The organism is Bacteroides rodentium JCM 16496, assembly GCF_000614125.1.
Lineage (GTDB): Bacteria > Bacteroidota > Bacteroidia > Bacteroidales > Bacteroidaceae > Bacteroides > Bacteroides rodentium.
The window spans coordinates 128,072-145,464 of the sequence record NZ_BAKJ01000001.1; the positions used below are offsets into that span (position 1 = coordinate 128,072).

The 17,393-nt window shown below is 50.1% G+C and carries 8 protein-coding genes, 1 tRNA gene and 6 pseudogenes; 2 read left to right on the forward strand and 13 right to left on the reverse strand.

What is annotated here, in order from left to right; genetic code table 11:
- Window positions 1-23: 23 nt before the first annotated feature.
- Complete coding sequence (locus tag JCM16496_RS00490; RefSeq protein ID WP_025831578.1) at window positions 24-605, forward strand: DUF3109 family protein; 582 nt, start codon at window positions 24-26, stop codon at window positions 603-605.
- Window positions 606-731: 126 nt separating this feature from the next.
- On the opposite strand, the pseudogene gyrB reads toward JCM16496_RS00490, so the two are convergent.
- The 3 genes and pseudogenes from gyrB to JCM16496_RS00505 form a co-directional block, all read right to left on the reverse strand.
- Window positions 732-2,704, reverse strand: a pseudogene (gyrB, locus tag JCM16496_RS00495) (DNA topoisomerase (ATP-hydrolyzing) subunit B).
- A gap of 162 nt (window positions 2,705-2,866) precedes the next feature.
- Complete coding sequence (gene rpsT / locus JCM16496_RS00500) at window positions 2,867-3,163, reverse strand: 30S ribosomal protein S20 (protein WP_025831580.1); 297 nt, start codon at window positions 3,161-3,163, stop codon at window positions 2,867-2,869.
- 40 nt (window positions 3,164-3,203) lie between these two features.
- Window positions 3,204-3,275, reverse strand: a tRNA-Glu gene (locus tag JCM16496_RS00505).
- Window positions 3,276-3,563: 288 nt separating this feature from the next.
- On the opposite strand from JCM16496_RS00505, the gene recO reads away from it, so the two are divergent.
- The gene (recO, locus tag JCM16496_RS00510) at window positions 3,564-4,292 is read left to right on the forward strand and encodes a DNA repair protein RecO (protein ID WP_025831581.1); all 729 of its coding nucleotides are present in this window, start codon (window positions 3,564-3,566) and stop codon (window positions 4,290-4,292) included.
- 382 nt (window positions 4,293-4,674) lie between these two features.
- Here recO and JCM16496_RS00515 read toward each other — a convergent pair whose 3' ends face one another.
- From JCM16496_RS00515 to JCM16496_RS00560, 10 genes and pseudogenes are all read right to left on the reverse strand, one after another.
- Window positions 4,675-5,124, reverse strand: a complete 450-nt coding sequence (locus JCM16496_RS00515; RefSeq protein WP_025831582.1) for a GatB/YqeY domain-containing protein — start codon at window positions 5,122-5,124, stop codon at window positions 4,675-4,677.
- Window positions 5,125-5,193: 69 nt separating this feature from the next.
- On the reverse strand, window positions 5,194-6,507 hold the full coding sequence (gene ftsZ, locus JCM16496_RS00520) for a cell division protein FtsZ (protein WP_025831583.1): 1,314 nt from the start codon (window positions 6,505-6,507) through the stop codon (window positions 5,194-5,196).
- Window positions 6,508-6,540: 33 nt separating this feature from the next.
- Complete coding sequence (ftsA, locus tag JCM16496_RS00525; RefSeq protein WP_025831584.1) at window positions 6,541-7,974, reverse strand: cell division protein FtsA; 1,434 nt, start codon at window positions 7,972-7,974, stop codon at window positions 6,541-6,543.
- Between the two features lie 127 nt (window positions 7,975-8,101).
- Window positions 8,102-8,838 (reverse strand): annotated as a pseudogene (locus tag JCM16496_RS00530) (cell division protein FtsQ/DivIB).
- Window positions 8,831-10,159 (reverse strand): annotated as a pseudogene (locus tag JCM16496_RS00535) (UDP-N-acetylmuramate--L-alanine ligase). The pseudogenes JCM16496_RS00530 and JCM16496_RS00535 overlap by 8 nt, the downstream one beginning before the upstream one ends.
- A gap of 136 nt (window positions 10,160-10,295) precedes the next feature.
- Window positions 10,296-11,476: pseudogene (gene murG / locus JCM16496_RS00540) on the reverse strand (undecaprenyldiphospho-muramoylpentapeptide beta-N-acetylglucosaminyltransferase).
- Between the two features lie 202 nt (window positions 11,477-11,678).
- Window positions 11,679-13,002: pseudogene (locus JCM16496_RS00545) on the reverse strand (FtsW/RodA/SpoVE family cell cycle protein).
- 61 nt (window positions 13,003-13,063) lie between these two features.
- On the reverse strand, window positions 13,064-14,398 hold the full coding sequence (gene murD / locus JCM16496_RS00550; protein WP_025831587.1) for a UDP-N-acetylmuramoyl-L-alanine--D-glutamate ligase: 1,335 nt from the start codon (window positions 14,396-14,398) through the stop codon (window positions 13,064-13,066).
- Window positions 14,399-14,513: 115 nt separating this feature from the next.
- Window positions 14,514-15,781 (reverse strand): annotated as a pseudogene (locus JCM16496_RS00555) (phospho-N-acetylmuramoyl-pentapeptide-transferase).
- A gap of 122 nt (window positions 15,782-15,903) precedes the next feature.
- Complete coding sequence (locus tag JCM16496_RS00560) at window positions 15,904-17,352, reverse strand: UDP-N-acetylmuramoyl-L-alanyl-D-glutamate--2,6-diaminopimelate ligase (protein WP_025831589.1); 1,449 nt, start codon at window positions 17,350-17,352, stop codon at window positions 15,904-15,906.
- Window positions 17,353-17,393 lie beyond the last annotated feature (41 nt).

The window sequence follows — 17,393 nt, forward strand, 5'->3', positions numbered from 1 at the left end:
CGTCTTTTTTCAATAGAACGATTATGATACAGATTGGTGATGTTGTGGTTTCTTTCGATGTCTTGCGCGAGAAGTTCTTGTGTGACTTGGGTGCCTGCCAGGGGATTTGCTGCATCGAGGGCGATGCCGGTGCTCCCGTAGAGCTGGACGAGGTGGAGAAACTGGAAGAGGTGCTTCCGCTGATTTGGGACGAGCTTTCTCCCGAAGCCCGCGCCGTGATAGAGGAGCAAGGTGTGGTCTATACCGATTGTGAAGGTGACCTGGTGACTTCTATTGTGAACAACAAGGATTGCGTCTTTACCTGTTATGATGATAAAGGCTGTTGCTATTGCGCCATCGAAAAGGCTTACCGTGAGGGTAGGACCAACTTCTACAAACCTATATCCTGCCATCTCTATCCGATAAGGGTGGGGAATTACGGACTCTATAAGGCAGTGAACTATCATCGTTGGGATGTCTGTAAAGCTGCTATGCTGTTGGGACAAAAGGAAAATCTGCCCGTGTATAAGTTTCTGAAAGAGCCGCTTATCCGTAAGTTTGGTGAGGACTGGTATGCAGAGCTGGAATTGGTAGTGGAAGAGATGAAAAAACAAGGAATCCTATAGTTCTTCCGTGCGGAGATAGGTCTCTTCTTTGGAAGAGGGATAAAGGAAAAGCCCCGGTCAGCAGGATTATCCTGCCCGTCCGGGGCTTCCTCGTTGTAAGATGTGAGGTTGGTTATTTATTATTTATTAAGCGTCGATATTTGCATACGTTGCATTCTTTTCGATGAAATCGCGGCGCGGGCCCACGTCTTCACCCATCAGCATGGAGAAGATATAGTCGGCTTCGGCTGCATTTTCAAGATGCACCTGTTTCAGCATGCGGTTATCCGGATTCATGGTGGTTTCCCACAACTGTTCCGGGTTCATTTCACCCAAACCTTTGTAGCGTTGGGTATGTACTGCGTTTTCCGAACCGCCGCCGTAAGTGTCGATAAACTTCTGGCGCTGCTGGTCTGTCCAGCAATACTCTTTCGCCTTGCCTTTGGTGCAAAGGTAGAGGGGAGGAGTGGCGATGTACAAGTAACCCTGCTGGATGACTTGCGGGAAGTAGCGGAAGAAAAGCGTCATAATCAGCGTGTCGATGTGAGAACCATCGACGTCGGCATCGGTCATGATGATCACCTTCTTGTAGCGCAGCTTGTCGATGTTCGCTTCTTTGCTGTCCTCGCTGTCCACGCCGAAACGGATACCCAGGGCTTGGATGATGTTGTTCACTTCATCGCTCTCGAATGCTTTGTGCCACATGGCTTTCTCTACATTCAGAATCTTGCCTCGCAGGGGAAGGATGGCTTGGAAAGTACGGTTACGCCCTTGCTTGGCCGAACCTCCTGCGGAGTCGCCCTCGACTAAGAACAGTTCGCATTCTTCCGGGTCCTTGCTGGAGCAGTCGGCAAGTTTGCCGGGCATGCCTCCACCCGACATGGGCGATTTGCGTTGTACGGATTCGCGCGCCTTGCGTGCGGCAACACGGGCTGTGGCGGCAAGAATCACTTTTTCCACAATCAGCTTGGCTTCCTTGGGGTGCTCTTCCAGATAGTAGGTGAGTGCTTCGCCCACGGCTTGGTTGACGGCACCGCTCACTTCGCTGTTTCCCAGTTTCGTCTTGGTCTGTCCTTCAAATTGCGGTTCCGATACTTTGACGGAGATGACGGCTATCAAGCCTTCGCGGAAGTCCTCGCCGGAGATTTCCACTTTCGCTTTCTCCAGTTGCTTGGCGCAGGTGTCTTCACCATATTTCTTCAGTACGCGGGTCAGCGCGGCACGGAAGCCTCCTTCGTGCGTACCGCCTTCTTTGGTGTTGATATTGTTGACGTAAGAGTGCAGGTTTTCACGATAACCGGTGTTGTACATGATGGCACACTCGATGGGACATTCGCCTTTTCGGTGTTCAAGTAAATCACGTCATCGAAAAGCGGGGTGTTGTTGCTGTTCAGGTAGCGTACAAACTCCTTTACTCCTTCTTCGGAATGGAATTTCTCTATCGGCGGGTTGCCTTCCTCATCCTTTGTACGGAGGTCGGTCAGTGTAATGCTGATGCCTTTGTTCAGGTAGGCAAGCTCGCGCAAGCGGGCTTGAAGGGTGGAATACTTGTACTCGCTGACGGTGAATATGCTGTCGTCCGGCCAGAAAGTCTGTTTGGTTCCAGAGAAACCGGGGTCGCAAGTGCCCACTTCCTTGACGGCATACAGCGGCTTGCCGCATTCGTATTCCTGCTGGTAGATTTTACCGTTGCGGAACACTTGGGTAGTCATGTGCTTGGAGAGCGCGTTTACGCAAGATACGCCTACGCCGTGCAGACCGCCCGAAACCTTGTAGGAGCCTTTGTCGAACTTACCTCCGGCATGGAGCACGGTCATGACAACTTCCAGGGCCGATTTCTGTTCTTTCTCGTGCCAATCCACGGGAATACCGCGACCGTTGTCCTGTACGGTGATGGAATTGTCTTCGTTGATGGTGACCTCGATATGGTCGCAGTAACCGGCCATTGCTTCGTCGATGGAGTTGTCCACTACCTCGTACACCAGGTGGTGCAGGCCGTTCTCACTGATGTCTCCGATATACATGGCCGGACGCTTACGTACGGCTTCCAATCCTTCCAATACTTGGATGTTGCTGGCCGAGTAATTGTTTTCGCCATTTATCTTTTCTTCTTCAGTCATAATCTTTTTTCCTTATTGTAATAACAGAGCAAATATAGTGAAAATCCTTGGGATATACAGCCAAACAAACGGATAAATTCGGGTAGTTTACAGCTTTTTAGCACAGAAAAGAAACTTGTCTGGATGCAGATAAATAGAGAGGTGCAAATGAGAAAGGCCGGACTAAAAAGTCCAGCCTTGTAATATCTTTTGTGTAACGGTCAACTTAAGCCAGCTTGTTATATAGATAGCCAATTTTGACTTCAAGTTGTTAGCCTTGTTCTTGTGGATTACATTAGTCTTAGCCAATTTATCCAACAGTTTTGTGATACCCGGATACATTGCTGTTGCTGCAGCTTTGTCTGTAGTAGCACGAAGCTTACGAACAGCGTTTCTCATGGTCTTGCCATAATATCTGTTGTGAAGTCTTCTTGTTTCTTCTTGTCTGATTCTCTTCAGTGATGATTTATGATTTGCCATCTCGACTAATCTTTTTTAATTCGTTTATTTTTTTATTTTGTAGCCCGTGGGGGAATCGAACCCCCCTTTCAAGAATGAAAATCTTGCGTCCTAACCGATAGACGAACGGGCCATCCTTTGGTGAGCGTTTCCGCTCTTGCAAAGAGCCTTTATTTCTCGTTTGCGGATGCAAAGGTAGAAACTATTTTTGAATTACCAAAACATTCGCAAGAAAAAAACATGGCTTTCTGTCGCTTTTTGTCTTGAATTAGTATTTTATCTGTTGAAAATCAGTGTGATATGTGCTTTCATTTTTTTACATCCCTTACCTTGTTTTTTTATTCTTCTCCTTTAGTTTCTCTTCTTTCGGGCTTTTTTTGTAGCTTTGTTATCGGATTGAAACCAGATAAAGAAATCGGGAATGTTACAGAAAACACTGGGGATTGTACTGCATACCCTGAAATATAAGGATACATCTCTCATTGCAGACATCTATACGGAGACGGCTGGCAGGGCTTCCTTCATGGTGTCCATACCCCGTTCGCGCAAGGCGGCGGTGAAGCCGGTACTCTTCCAGCCGCTGGCATTGGTGGAACTTGAAGCTGATTTCCGTCCTAATGCCACTATATATAAGGTGAAGGAGGCGAAGTCTCTTTATCCTTTCGCCACGCTTCCGTACGATCCCTACAAATCTGCCATCGCCTTGTTTCTTTCGGAATTCCTTTATCGCGCTGTCCGCGAGGAGGCGGAGAACCGTCCGTTGTTTGCTTATCTCTATCATTCTGTCATCTGGCTGGATGAATGCAGGGAGGGGTTTGCCAATTTCCATCTGGTCTTCCTGATGCGCCTTTCCCGTTTTCTCGGTTTGTATCCCAACCTGGAGGATTATCATGCCGGAGATTACTTCGATTTGCAGAATGCTTGTTTCACTCCCTTGCGTCCGCAGCTCCATTCCAATTACATCGCTCCCGAGGAGGCGGCCCGCCTGACACAGCTGATGCGCATGAATTATGAAACGATGCATCTTTTCACCATGAACCGGTTGGAGCGTACCCGCTGCCTGAATATTATGAATGAATATTATCGTCTGCATCTGCCGGATTTCCCGGTATTGAAATCACTTGAGGTATTGAAGGAGCTTTTTGATTGATTATCGTCGGTGTAACGGCCCAATAAGTGTGCGCTGCCTTTATTATGGGAGTAGGGAGCTTTACCTACTGCTGTAAGGGTCGTTACCTACTGCTGTAAGAGTCGTTACGATAAGCTGTAAAGGTCGTTACAATATAGGGTAACGGTCGTTACATCATTAGGTAACGGCTTTTACATCTTATGGTAAACGGTCGGTAAATATAATGCGTTGATAGATAGTGTATAATCTCTTGCGGGGGAGGTGGAGGGGTGAGTACCCGTAGGGGAGGTGGTAGCGTCACAAACGAGATTGTTATAGTTTATGCTCTCTACCACCCCGCTACGGGCACCCCTCCTCCAGGAGGAGGGGAAATAAGATAGTATAAGGTAATTAATCACCAAAATTATCCCAGCAACTCTTTTACTTTGGCCGAGATGGCGCGGCCTTCGGCAAGTCCGGCAAGTTTCTTGCTGGCTACACCCATCACCTTGCCCATGTCCTTGCCGCTGGTGGCGCCGACTTCGGCTATGATTTCCTTCAAGGCTGCCTCCAGTTCTTCGGCGCTCATCTGCTTGGGCAGATAGGTTTCAAGCACCTTTACTTGTGCCAGCTCATCGTCTGCCAAGTCCTGGCGACCTTGCTGTACATAGATTTCAGCGGCGTCTTTGCCTTGCTTGGCCAGTTTTTGGATAATCTTCAAAGCATCTGCATCGCTCAGGGTATCGTTGGCTCCGGGAGCGGTTTTGGTTTCAAGGAATACTTTCTTTACGTTTCTCAATGTTTCAAGAGCCACTTTGTCTTTGGCTTTCATGGCTGTTTTAATGTCTTCGCTGACTTTTTCAAATAAATCCATATTGTTATAGGTTTACTCCTGTTCCCCCGAAGGGGAGGAGGATGGTTTTACATATCGGGAACGGAAAAATCAGAAGGTGATGACTCCCCCTGCACCGCTTTCTGCCTCTTGCGCGGCTTCGGTAGCGAGCTGCCCTTCCTGCTCTGCCTTCATCTTGATGCTGTTCAGCGTGCTTTTGTCACGCAGATAGGTCGGAGAATTCTCCACCATGCTGATGATGTCGGCGTTGTCCATGTCTTCGGGATTGAAGAGATAGATATGGCGACGGCGGCTGCGCTGGGAACGGGCATTGGCATCCTTGCCATAGTACACTTCGCGGCGGTTGCGTCTCTGTTCCTCTTCCTCCTCCAGCTCGGCAAGGCGTTGCTGTTCTTCGGCGGTGCGCTGGGTGATGCGGTCGTCCATCTCCTTCATGTGGATGTCCTGGATACCGAAACCGGTGGCAAGCAGGGTGATTTTCACTTTCTGTTCCAGCTTGTCGTCGATGGCCATACCGAATTTGGTTTCGAAGTCGCGGCTGAAACGGTTCATGAACTCCTTCACCTCGTCCATCTCGCTCATCATCAGCTTGTATTGTGCACTGTAAGAGATGTTGAGGAGTACTTTCTTGGAGTTGAAGATGTCGTTGTTGTTCAGCAACGGAGAGTGCTGTGCATTCTTGATGGCTTCGCTGACACGGTTGTCACCTTCGCCGTAGCCGGTACTCATGATGGCTACGCCGCCGTCCTTCAGCACTGTTTTCACGTCGTTGAAGTCGAGGTTCACCTTTCCATGCAGGGTGATGATTTCGGCAATGCTCTTGGCGGCTACCGAAAGGGTGTCGTCGGCCTTGTCAAACGCGTCGTCCACGGACAGCTCGCTGTATATCTCGCTCAGCTTTTCATTGTTGATGACCAGCAGGGCATCTACGTGCTTGCTGATTTCCTCTACGCCATCCAGTGCCTGGTCTATCTTCTTGTCGCCCTCCCAGCGGAAAGGGATGGTGACGATGCCGATGGTCAGGATGTCCATTTCCTTGGCGGTTTGTGCAATGATGGGTGCGGCACCCGTACCGGTACCACCGCCCATTCCGGCAGTGATGAATACCATCTTGGTGCCGTCGTTCAGCATATTCTTGATGTCTTCGATGCTCTCTTCTGCTGCCTTGCGGGCACGGGCAGGGCGGTTTCCGGCTCCCAGGCCTTCTTTTCCAAGCTGTAACTTCACGGGCACGGGAGAGTCCTTCAACGCTTGGTTGTCTGTGTTGCACAGTACGAACGTCACGTCGTGTATACCTTCCCGGTACATATGGTTCACGGCATTGCCGCCACCTCCGCCTACACCGATTACTTTAATGATTTTCGGTGAATCGGTCGGGAAATCGAATTGTACTATATCTTCCATAATAACTTAATTTTCTGGCACATTATCACATTATTACTTCATATCGTCGTCCGAGAAGATTTCGTTGGAAAGCTTGTTGAAAGTCTTTTCGAACCAGCTGGGGCCTTCTTTCTTTTTCTTCTTCTTTTCTTCCTTTTCGCGTAGCTCCCTTTCTTTGCGCTCACGCTCCTTGCGTTCTTTCTCTTCCTTCTCGCGCTGTGCCTTGGCGGCGCGTGCGGCGGCTTCCTGCTCTTTCAGCGCTTCGTCGTCCACGAATATGTCGACCGGTTTGGGAGGAACATTGGAGGCAGGCTGCTGCACCGGCTTCACTTCTTGCAGGCAGCAATTCTCGTTGCCGGCAGCCAGCAGGCCCAGCAGTGTGTTGTGCATGCCGTCCTTTTGGGGCTCGTCGCTGTGTGTGTGGACGGTGGTCTGTACGAACTTGGCGGTCTTTACCTTTTCAATCTTGCTCACTTTATGGAAGGCTTTCTCAAGATTCTTCAGATTGGCTCCTCCACCGGTGAATACAACACCGGAGAAAAGTTTGTCCTCGTAGCCGGAAAGTTGCAACTGGTTCCATACGTTGGCAAGAATTTCTTCTGCACGTGCTCCGATAATATTGTTCAGCAGGGCCAGTTCGAAGGTACGACCGTCTTCCGACGTGCATACGGCAGGGGTCTCGGCGTCTTCTTCCTCCTCGTAGAGGGCATCACCGTATTGCAGTTTCAGCTTCTCGGCATCTTCCTCTTCCATTTGCAGGGAAGTGATGTCGTGGGTAATGTTGTTTCCACCCAGCGGCAGTACGCTGAGGTAGCGTAGGATATTGTTCTTATAGACCAGCACGGTGGTGGTGTCGGCACCGAAGTCCACTAGTGCGCAGCCCGAACGCATCTCGTTTTCGGTCAGCACGGCTTTGGCCAACGCAGTGGGAGCCACGAGCAGGTCGTCGGCAATTTCCACTTTGGCTTGTTCGAAGCTGTGTTCAAGGTTCTTCTTCAGCGAGGCGCGCGCCACGATGTTGAGGAACTGTCCGGTGATGTGTCTTCCGGCAACTCCTACGGGCTCCACATGCAGCGTGTTGTCTATCTTGTATTCTTGCGGGGCTACATCCAGCACGCTCATGTCTACCAGGGGTACATCACGGTTCTCGTCGCAAATCTCGTCTACCAGTTCTTGCGAAATGATGCTCTCTTCCTCCAGCGTACGGCTTACCGCATTCCTCACCGTGCGCAATGATTGTCCGCCGATGCCTACATATACTTTGGCGATGGAGTTGTTCAGCTGGCCTTCCAGCTTGTTGATGATGGAAGTCAGCGCTTGTGCGGCCTTGTCAATGTTGTAGATGGCCCCTTTGTGTATAAATGGGGATGCATCTTCGCGTGCATAAGCCAACACCTGGATACTTCCGTCACTGTTCTTCTTTCCTGCGATACCGGAAATCTTGGAAGAACTCAACTCGATAGCGGCGATGAAATCTGTTGTTGCCATATCTATTTATTTACTATTTTACTATTTACAATTTACTATTTGCTGCGCTTTGATAAAGAAGGACTATTTGACTATTGTAGCAAGACTATTCAATCGTAAATAGTAAATAGTCAAATAGTAAATCCCCTTATTCTCTCTTTGTGCAGATGATTTGATTATCAAATTCAACGCTGATGCGGGAGTATTTGTTCCAACCCACCTGGTTCAATCCTCTTTCGTAGAATGCCTTTACACGTTTCAGCTTCTTCTCGAATCCGGCAATCTTGCTAAATAGATAAGGTGGTCGCCGACGCGGGGCACTAACTCGATGTTCTTGCCGGGCAATACATGAATTTGCTCTATCTGTGCATTCCAGAAAGAATTCTTCTGCAAAAATACACCAAACTTATATAAATCCCTCATGGCAAACGACTTTTCTACATTTCCGGTCACAACGGCGAGGTGTGCAACGCACTTTGCATCGGGAGGCATCACGGTGCCTTTGTTGTCCAGATAGTAGTTTTCGCCGTTGGCGCTCATCACGCGCAGGATGGGGATGCGCTGGGTCACTTCGATGCAGAGCTTGCCGCTCGGGGTCTTGTAGCACTCCACCCGGTCGATGAGGGGATGCTTGGCAAGTTCGCGCTCCAAGGTCTTGGTGCGCACGCGTTCCAGGTCTTTCCCAATGGGGCTGATGCCTTTCTTTTCCAGCAGGGTAGCTACTTCCTTCTTCGTGATGAAGCCGGCATATACCGTGTCTTTTATCACCAACTCCATGTCTTGGCACACCTGCGAGGCGGGCTTGCGGTTGAAAGCAGTGACAGCCACTACCAGGTAGGCAATGACAAGCAACAGAACGATAGAAAGTAGAATCCTTTTAATCATGATATTTTTCTGATAATAGTTGGGTGATTTGGGGCGCATAGTTGTCCAGGTCACCGGCTCCCAGCACTACCAATACTTCGGTGTGCTTCTGGGCGAGGAGGCTGAGGACGTCTTCTTTCCTACAGATGCATTTCTCGATGCCGGGGCGGAGGTTGTCATAAATCAGCTGGCTCGTCACGCCGGGAATCGGTTGCTCGCGGGCAGGGTATATCTCTGTCAGAATCACCTCGTCGGACAGGGAAAGGCTGTCTGCAAAATCACGGTAGAAGTCGCGGGTGCGGGTGTACAAGTGGGGCTGGAAGATGACGGTTATCTTCTTGTCTTGGTACAGCTCGCGGACGGACTTCACGCTTTGGGCTATTTCGGCAGGGTGGTGGGCGTAGTCGCTGAGGAATACAGTCCGGTCATTCTTCAGCTTGAAGTCGAAACGGCGGTCCACTCCGCGGAAGCTTGCCATGCCTTGCTTGATTTCCTCGTCGGTGGCACCGCTGAGATGGGCGAGTGCCATGGCGGCAACACCATTCTCGATGTTGATGCTGACGGGAACACCCAACTGAATATCGTTGATGCGGGTATCCGGTGCCACGAAGTCGATGAAGATTTCACCGTTTCCGATACGGATATTCTCGGCATGGAAGTCGCCTTCATGGCGCGAGTAGGTATACGTGGTTACCCCCGGCTGTACGTCGGGTTGCATCTCCAGTCCTTTGTGCAGAATCAGGCGCCGCCCGGCTGGATAAGCGTGGTGTAGTGGCGGAAGCTTTCGAGATAGGCTTCTTTGGTACCGTATATATCCAGGTGGTCGGGGTCGGTGGCGGTAATGACGCTCATCCAGGGCGATAGCCAGTGGAAGGAGCGGTCGAACTCATCCGCTTCGATAACGGTATAAGGGCTGGTGGCAGAAAGCAACAGATTCGTCCCGTAATTTTTCGAAATACCTCCGAGGAAGGCGGTGCAGCCACGTGTGACTGGTACAGCAGGTGGGCAGCCATGGTGCTGGTGGTAGTCTTACCATGCGTGCCTGCCACGCACAGACCTTTGCTGCTGCGGGTGATGATGCCTAATACTTGGGAGCGCTTATGTATGTCGAAACCGTTTTCACGGAAATAGGTCAGTTCTGCATGCTCTTGCGGCACGGCGGGGGTATAGACCACGAGCGTGCTTGCCTTGTCTTTGCACGCCTCCGGAATAAGGTTGATATCCTCTTCGTAGTGTATCTGTGCTCCTTCCGTAATCAGACGTTCTGTCAGTTCGCTCGGCGTACGGTCGTAGCCGCTACTGTCTTTCCTTTAGAGAGGAAATAACGTATCAGCGCACTCATGCCGATACCGCCGGCGCCGATGAAGTAAACGGAGCGGATGGCTTCAAGCCCCACCCCCTGCCTCCCCGTAGGAGGGGAGATAAGTTACTATTGCTTATATGTTTATCCATATTCAAATCTTTTCTTCAAACACTTCTTATACAAGAATGATAGCAGTACTATCTATTCTCCCCTCTACGGGGGAGGGGCAGGGGGAGAGGCTTTTCAATACCTCCTTCGCAATAATTGTCGCCGAGTCCGGCAACGCCAGCTTGGAGATATTCTTGCTTAAGTCTTGCAGCTTCTCGGGGTTAGCGATTGTCTCCAACGCCACCGGCAGCAGCTTCTCTTTCGCTTCCACATCCTTCACATAGATAGCTGCACCCTTATCCACCAGCGCCAGCGCATTTTTGGTCTGGTGGTCCTCTGCCACATTGGGTGAGGGAACCAGGATGACCGGCTTGTGCAGCAGACAGAACTCGGAGATGGAACCGGCTCCTGCACGCGAAATCACAAGGTCGGCAGCTGCGTATGCGTTTGCCATATCCTTAATGAAGTCCGTCACGTACAGATTGGGGATGGCACTAATGCGCGGGTTGCGTACGGCTTCTCCCGTTGTATTTGTAATAGCCTCTCTGACCTGGTCAATGTATATCTTCCCCGTCTGCCAGATGAATTGCACATCGGGATTGGCACGAATGACATCCAGTCCGGCACTCAATGTCTGGTTGATGGTGCGGGCTCCGAGCTGCCGCCCAATATCAGTATGGTTTTCTTCTCCGGGTTCAGTCCGAAGTACTTTACGGCATCTTCGTGCAGGATGGAATGTCCGAGCAGGTTCTGGCGCACCGGATTACCGGTCATGATTATCTTTTCTGCCGGAAAGAATTTTTCCATACCTTCGTAGGCCACGCAAATCTTGCATGCCTTCTGTGCCAGCAGCTTGTTGGTGACACCGGCGTAGGAATTCTGTTCTTGTATCAGTGTGGGAATACCCATCATGCCCGCCATTTTCAGCGTAGGACCACTGGCATAGCCACCTACACCGACGGCCACTTGCGGACGGAACTCCTTGATAATGCTCCGTGCTTTCCACTGGCTCCGTATCAGTTTCAGCAGTACGGAAAAGTTCTTCCACAGATGTTTACGGTCGAATCCGGCAACGGGTAAGCCTATAATCCGGTAACCGGCATCGGGAACACGCTGCATTTCCATTCTTCCTTCAGCACCTACGAAGAGAATCTCTGCGTCGGGACACAACTCTTTTATGGCGTTAGCGATGGAGATGGCCGGAAAGATATGTCCTCCGGTACCGCCGCCGCTGATGATAAGCCTCACCCCCTGCCCCTCCCCCGTAGAGGGGGGTAGGGTTACTTATGCTTGTATAATTGCTTACATCTTTGCTCATATTCTTGTTCTTCTTTATTTCCTATTTCTTCTTGTTTTCCTTTTTCTCCTTTGTTTTTGTATTATTGGTATCCTCTCCATTACTCAATCATTCTTTCCTCCCCTCCCTGCGGGAGAGAGGCTGGAGAGGCCGTTATTCAAACTCCGCATCACTGTTCAGTACCTTTGCTGTCGGCTCGGCGGCTGTTTGTGCCTCGCTGTCGACCTGTTGTTCCGGGGTCTCGACATTTCCGGCATCTACCAGCATCGGCACTTGCGCATCATGCATCCGCTGTTCCTCCAGCTTGGCTGTATAGCGGCTGACACTCAGTATCATGCCGATGTATATGCAGTTGATAATGGTGGAGGTTCCTCCGCGGCTGATAAGCGGTAGGGGCTGTCCCGTAACGGGTGCCAGACCAACAGCCACCATCATATTGAACATGGCTTGTGTCACCAGTAGCAAGGCAATACCTATGACAAGGAAAGCAGGGAAGGTACGGTTGCATTTTTTGGCGATGCGCCCCACCCTTATCAGCAGGATAATGTAGAGCAATACTACGATGGCAGCTGGAAGTAACCCTAATTCTTCCACAATGATGGCGAAGATAAAGTCGGAGTAAGCTTGGCTCAGGAAGTCCCGTTGTACGGAGTTTCCCGGTCCCTTACCTAAAATGTGGCTGGTCGCCATGGCGATGCGTGCGTGTCCCACTTGTGCATCGCGGTCAATGTCGAACTTGGCGGCAGGCACCTCTTCGGAGCTGACAAATTTTTCGATGCGTGTGCGCCAAGTGTCGAAACGGTGCAGGAAACGGCTGTCCACGTCCTTGGTCAGTTCCAGGAAAAGCACGCCTGCCACGGCGATACCCAACAAGGTACTTGTCAGTATCACCATCTTCTTGGCAGCAATGCGACCGATGAACATCATCAGGTACACCACTCCGAAGAGTAGCGCTGCCGTGGAGAAGTTTTCCGGGAAGATGAGCAGGCAGAACAAGCCGGTAATCCCCATAATGTACTTGAAGGCTTTGGGGTTTGCTCCCTCTTCGGTTTGTCCCCTCGAAAGGTTGTAGGCGGTGGCTATCATTACGGTCATCTTGGCAAATTCAGATGGCTGAAACTGTATGCCAAGCAGCTTTATCCATCGTCCTGCATCGTTGGTCTTTTCGATAACCAGCACTCCGGCTATGTTGAGGTCATTGCACACCAACAACATGATTAGGAAGATGAGTGTAGGTATGAACAGCAAGTAAGGAATGCCTTGAAACCATTTGTAGGGGATGTTGTGGAACAACACCACGAACAAGGAGCCTATCATTAGGAAGATGGTGTGGCGCGTGATGGCCCCAGTGGTTGCCGCTCTGATAGACCAGCGTGCTCGATGCGCTGAACACCTCCACTATGGAGATGAGGCAAAGGAAGAGGAATATCATCCAGATTACTTTATCCCCTTTGAATATGCTCTTTAATAAATCCAATGCTTCGCAAATTAAAAATTAATAATTAAAAAATGAAAGGCGGATGCCATCCGTGCTTTTATTATAAGGCTCTGACACATGCTTTGAACTGCTCGCCGCGGTCCTCATAGCTCTTGAAGAGGTCGAAGGAGGCACAGCAAGGGCTGAGCAATACGGTTTCACCTTTCTTTGCCAGTTTGAAGGCTGCTTCTACGGCATCCTTCATGCCGGTCTGAACATCGGCTACGGGCAATTCCAGGCGGTCGAAGAAGTCGTGCAGCTTTTCGTTGTGCAATCCCAAATATACCAGGGCAGAGCACTTTTCGCGTACAAGGTCTTCGATTTCCGTATAATCATTCCCTTTGTCCTTACCACCGAGGATAAGTACGGTTTTGCCGGTCATGCTTTGCAGGGCATACCAGCAGGAGTTTACGTTCGTTGCCTTGGAATCGTTGATGAAGTTCACGCCGCGTACGGTGGCTACTTTCTCCAACCGGTGTTCCACTCCCTTGAAGTCGGACAAGGCTTTGCGGATATATTCTTTCCGGATGCCGGCCAAATTGGCCGAGATGCCGGCGGCTAACGAATTGTATAGGTTGTGTGTACCGTGCAACGCCAGCTCCTCTTGCTCCATATTGAAGGCTATCGGTTCGTTGATTTCCACTTCACCGTCTTCCACGTATGCGATGGCCCCGTCTTCCTTGACGGCAGCGAACGGATAGAGATGGGCGCGCAGGCCATGCTTGTCCAGCTCGCGCTTGATGATGGGGTCGTCATTCCAGAAGATAAAAGCGTCTTCCGGTGTCTGGTTTTGGGTGATGCGGAATTTGGCGTCCACATATTTCTGCATACAGTGGTCGTAGCGGTCCAAGTGGTCCGGAGTGATGTTCATCAGTACGGCAATGTTGGCACGGAAGTTATACATATTGTCCAGTTGGAAGGAACTCAGCTCAATGACGTAGTAATCATGCTGCTCCGTGGCTACCTGCAAGGCCAGGCTGTTGCCGATGTTGCCGGCGAGGCCGACGTTCAGTCCTGCACTCTTGAAGATGTGATAAATGAGCGAGGTGGTTGTCGTCTTTCCGTTCGAACCGGTGATACAGACCATCTTTGCGTCAGTGTACCGTCCCGCAAACTCTATCTCAGAGATGATGGGCGTACCTTTTTCCTTTAATTTCATGATGAGCGGAGCGTCGTTGGGGATACCGGGGCTTTTCACCACTTCGTCAGCATTCAGAATCAGCTCTTCTGTGTGGTGTCCCTCTTCCCAGGCAATGCCGTACTTATCCAGCAGTTCCTTGTATTTGTCTTTAATGGCGGACATGTCGGAGACGAACGTGTCGAAACCTTTCACTTTGGCCAGTACGGCAGCGCCTGCGCCGCTTTCGCCAGCTCCTAATACTACAATTCTACTCATATATTTATTCAAAATTAAAGAATGAAAGAGTTAAAGAATGAAGGCTGTGGCATGGCTTTTCTCAGTCTTCCGGCTTGCCTTTAATTCTTTAATTATTAATTCTTTCATTTGCTTGTCATCTAATCTTTAATGTTATAATCGTTATCGCTGCCAGTACAATCGTCACAATCCAGAAGCGGATGGTGATTTTGGATTCGTGGAACAGCTTGTCCGGTTTGGTGAATACCACGCTGCATCCCGGCTCTATCAGACTCATGGAAGTGCGGAAGTGGTCGTGTATCGGCGTTCTTTTGAAGAGACGTTGTTTCACGCCTTTCCGCTTGCCTGCCTTGTAGTAGAGGCGTTGCAGGATGACCGAAAGGTTCTCCACCAGGAAGATACCGCAAAGGATGGGTATCAGCAGTTCCTTGTGAATAATGATGGCGTATACTGCGATGATTCCTCCAATGGTCAGGCTGCCCGTATCACCCATGAATATTTGGGCCGGATAGGCGTTGTACCACAAGAAGCCGATAAGTGCACCGATGAAGGCACAGATAAAGATTACCAGTCTTCCGAGCCGGGAATGTACATGATGTTCAGGTAGCCGGCATATTCAATGTGGCTCGATACGTAGGCGAGTATTCCCAAGGTCAGTCCGATAATGGCGGAGTTCCCTGCCGCCATTCCGTCCATTCCGTCATTCAGGTTGGCTCCGTTGCTGACGGCGGTAACTACGAAAATCGTGATAATCACGAACAATATCCAACCTGCTGTCTGGGCATGTTCACCCATAAAGCCCACTAGGTCGGCGTAGTCGAAGTTATTGCTCTTGAAGAACGGGATGGTGGTCTGCGTTGCCTTGATTTCCTTGGCGGCATGCACCACTTCTATCTGTCCGTCCGGTTTCTCTATTTCTATGTTCTCGCGGATAACCACCTGAGGACTGAGGTAGAGAGTCAGTCCGACGATAAGTCCCAAGCCCACCTGACCGATGATTTTGAACTTACCGTGCAGGCCTTCCTTATCCTTCTTGAATATCTTGATGTAGTCGTCGGCAAAGCCCAGCGACCCCAGCCAGATTGTGGTAATCAGCATCAATATCATATAAATATTGCTCAATTTGCCCAGTAGCAGGCAAGGAATGAGTATGGCAAAAATAATGATGACACCGCCCATGCTGGGTACTCCCACCTTGTTTACGCCGAACGGGTCGATGCTGGCATCACGTTGCGTTTCGGTAATCTGCTTGCGTTTCAGTAGATTGATGAACTTATCTCCCCAGATACTCGAAATGAGCAATGCCAGAATGATTGCCATCAACGAACGGAAGGATGTATAGCCGAACATGCCCGCACCGGGGAAGTCATATTTATCTAACCATTGAAATAAGTAGTATAGCATGATGTTAATTATTTAATTGTTTAATGTGCTAATGTGCCAATATGCTAATTGATAGTCTGGTATATCTGCTGGTAAAGGAATGAATATCCTATATGCCGCATGGCAATTAGCACATTGGCATATTAGCACATTATTTCATTTAATATCTCTTTATCGTCAAAATGGTGTTTCACGCCTTTAATCTCTTGATAATTCTCATGCCCCTTGCCTGCAACGAGAATCACGTCTCCCGGCTGTGCCAGCATGCAGGCTGTCTTGATGGCTTCGCGGCGGTCGGTGATGCTGATGGTTTTCTGCATGTCGTCTTTATCCAGCCCTGCCAGCATGTCGTTGATGATGTCCTGCGGCTCTTCAAAGCGCGGGTTATCAGAGGTGATGATGACCCGGTCGCTCAAGCGGGCGGATTCTTTGGCCATGATGGGACGCTTGCCTTTGTCGCGGTTGCCGCCGGCGCCCACAACGGTAATCACTTTCCCCTTTCCTTCCAGTACTCCGTGAATGGCGTTCAATACATTGACCAGGGCGTCTGGAGTATGCGCATAGTCCACAATGGCGGTGTAGCCTTTCGGTGAACGGATGGCATCGAAGCGGCCGGTTACCGGATGCAGCGTGCTGAGGGCAACCAGTACATCCTCTTCTTTCTTGCCCAGCAATACGGCAGTACCGAATACCGCCAGCAGGTTGTAGGCATTGAACTTTCCGATGAAACGTACTGCCAGTTCGTGATTGTTGAAGTCGAGCAACATTCCCTCGAAATGAGACTCCAAGACTTTGCCTTTGAAGTCGCTAAGACTACGCAAAGAGTAGGTGTATACCTTCGAACGGGTATTCTGTGTCATCACAAGTCCGTTCTTGTCATCCAGGTTGGTCAGGCTGAAAGCTCCTTTCGGCAGTTCGTCGAAGAACTTTTTCTTGGCTTTGAGGTAATTTTCCACTGTTTTATGATAATCCAGATGGTCGCGGGTCAGATTCGTGAAGATGCCGCCGGCAAACTTCAGACCGCTGATGCGCTTCTGGGCAATGGAGTGGGAACTGACTTCCATGAAGGCGTACTTGCAGCCGGAATCGGCCATTTCACCAAGCAGGCGGTTCAGGGTTATCGGGTCCGGGGTGGTGTGTTCGGTCGGTACGGGCTGGTCGTCGATGTAATTGCATACAGTGGAAACCAGTCCGACCTTGTAGCCGAAGTAGCGGAAAGTATTATATAATAAGGTGGCAACGGTTGTTTTTCCGTTGGTTCCGGTCACGCCGATGAGTTCCATCTTGGATGTAGGGTCACCATAGAAGGTGGTGGCCACTTTCCCTACGGCATCTTCACTGTCTTTCACCTGAATGTAGGTGATGCCGGCCTTAAGCTCTTCCGGCAATTCTTCACACAATACTGCAACAGCCCCTTTATCGATGGCAGCCGGAATATAGGCATGCCCGTCGGTCTGCGTACCACGCATGGCCATGAACAGATGTCCGGTTCCTATCAGGCGGGAATCTATATTCACCCCCGTTATCTCCATGCTTGTACTTCCGGCAATCTGCACCGGCTGTATCGTTTGCAACAAATCACTTAATCTCATACCTTATTATATATAATGTATATCCAAATCTTGTTTATTCT

Excerpts from the sequence above, each read along its gene's own strand:
- JCM16496_RS00490 (WP_025831578.1), top strand. The coding sequence starts at position 24 with ATGATACAGATTGGTGATGTTGTGGTTTCTTTCGATGTCTTGCGCGAG.
- rpsT (WP_025831580.1), bottom strand. The coding sequence starts at position 3,163 with ATGGCAAATCATAAATCATCACTGAAGAGAATCAGACAAGAAGAAACA.
- recO (WP_025831581.1), top strand. The coding sequence starts at position 3,564 with ATGTTACAGAAAACACTGGGGATTGTACTGCATACCCTGAAATATAAG.
- JCM16496_RS00515 (WP_025831582.1), bottom strand. The coding sequence starts at position 5,124 with ATGGATTTATTTGAAAAAGTCAGCGAAGACATTAAAACAGCCATGAAA.
- ftsZ (WP_025831583.1), bottom strand. The coding sequence starts at position 6,507 with ATGGAAGATATAGTACAATTCGATTTCCCGACCGATTCACCGAAAATC.
- ftsA (WP_025831584.1), bottom strand. The coding sequence starts at position 7,974 with ATGGCAACAACAGATTTCATCGCCGCTATCGAGTTGAGTTCTTCCAAG.
- murD (WP_025831587.1), bottom strand. The coding sequence starts at position 14,398 with ATGAGTAGAATTGTAGTATTAGGAGCTGGCGAAAGCGGCGCAGGCGCT.
- JCM16496_RS00560 (WP_025831589.1), bottom strand. The coding sequence starts at position 17,352 with ATGAGATTAAGTGATTTGTTGCAAACGATACAGCCGGTGCAGATTGCC.